Annotated in this window: 1 protein-coding gene; it reads left to right on the top strand. The window is 68.0% G+C overall.

Going from position 1 to position 1,593, the window contains the following annotated elements; translation table 11 throughout:
* Positions 1–158: 158 nt before the first annotated feature.
* The gene (locus ACIQ87_RS40270) at positions 159–1,577 is read left to right on the top strand and encodes an IS4 family transposase (protein WP_402417241.1); all 1,419 of its coding nucleotides are present in this window, start codon (positions 159–161) and stop codon (positions 1,575–1,577) included.
* Positions 1,578–1,593 lie beyond the last annotated feature (16 nt).

Below are 1,593 nucleotides of genomic sequence, written 5' to 3'. Positions count from 1 at the left end.
CCCAATGCCGGGAAGTTTGGGGTATAGGGCTGCTGTCAAGTGGTTTGGTGAAGTTGATGTAGATGGGCGGGGCTCCGCGTAGGACGGAAGTCGACCAAGACACCGTTGCTACGAGGAGCCCCGTGGTTCAGTCTGGCATGCCGTTACGTTCTCGCGCGTTGGAACGGGCCTTCGCGGCAGGGCATTTGGGCGAGTTGACGCAGGTGATCCCGCCATCGCTGGTGGATGCGGTACTGGCTGCGACCGGGCGTGTGCAGTCGCGGGTGCGGAAGTTGCCTTCGCGGGTGGTGGTGTACTTCGTGCTGGCCATGGCGCTGTTCGGCGAGTGCGGGTATAGGGGTGTGTGGGCCGCGCTGGTCGCCGCGCCGGGAATGCCGGACGTCGACCCGTCCGCGGCGGCTTTGCGCCAGGCGCGCCGCCGGCTCGGCTCAGCGCCTCTGTTCGCGCTGTTCGACCAGGTCAAGGGGACAATAGCGGTCGAGGACGCGGCTGGATCGTGGTGGCGGGGGCTGCGGACGGTGGCCTGGGACAGCACCGGCATCCTGGTCGCGGACAGCGAGGCCAACCGGTCGTACTGCGGCCGGCCCTCCGGAAGGAACGGAGTTGGCGGATTCCCCATGATCCGGCTGTCCGCACTGGTCGAGTGCGGCACCAGGGCACTGATCGATGCGGTGCTCGGGCCGTGGACCCAGTCCGAGGAGTCCCAGTGCACGGTGCTGTGCCGGGCGCTGAGACCAGGGATGCTGCTTCTGGCCGACCGGGGCAGCAAGGGCTTCGCGTTGGCCCGCTCCGCCGCGGCCACCGGGGCACAACTGCTGTGGCGCATGAGCGCCGATCTTCAGCCGCCGGTGCTCCACGCTCTTCCCGACGGCACCTACCTCTCGATGTCCACAGGGACCAACGAACGGGACCGACTGCGCCGCTGGAGTCGCCACAAGCGCACGGCACCACCACAGATCGCCGGCGTCGCCATCCGCGTCATCGAGGCCGCGGTGACGGTTCGCGCCGCCGACGGCACCACGGCGACCACGCCCCTGCGGCTGTTCACCACATTGCTAGACCACCACCGCTACCCGGCTGCCGAACTCGCCGAGCTCTACCACCGCAGGTGGCAGGCCGAGACCGCGTACTACGGGCTGAAGATCACGCTGCGAGGGTCGGACCGCGTGCTTCGCTCGCACCACACCGACGACGCCCGCCAGGAACTGCTCGGCCTGCTCGTCGTCTATCAGGTCGCACGGCAGATCGCCGTTGACGCCGCCGTCCACGCCGGGATCGATCCGTCCCGGGTCTCGCTGGCCGTCACCATCCGGACCGCTCGTCATACCGTGATCACCGCGATCGGGACCACGGCACGTCAGGGGTGCCAGCTCACTCCTGTCATCCGTCACGCTGTCTTGCACCCCCGCGAGCTCGCCCCGCCGCACCGGCCGACAAGGATCCTGCCCCGACGCGTCAAACGCCCGATCTCCACCTTCGCCTACAACGTGACCAGGAAGAACACCCCGATAACGAACGCGAAGATCGCCTTCACCATCACGACGGCCACCGACCGGACTCGGCGATGGAGAACCTAAACTTCCCGGCATTGGG

The sequence above is a fragment of the Kitasatospora sp. NPDC096204 genome (genome assembly GCF_044763205.1).
Taxonomy (GTDB): Bacteria; Actinomycetota; Actinomycetes; order Streptomycetales; family Streptomycetaceae; genus Kitasatospora.
Note: the sequence above shows the minus strand (reverse complement) of the source record. Positions and strands in the feature narration are given on the sequence as shown.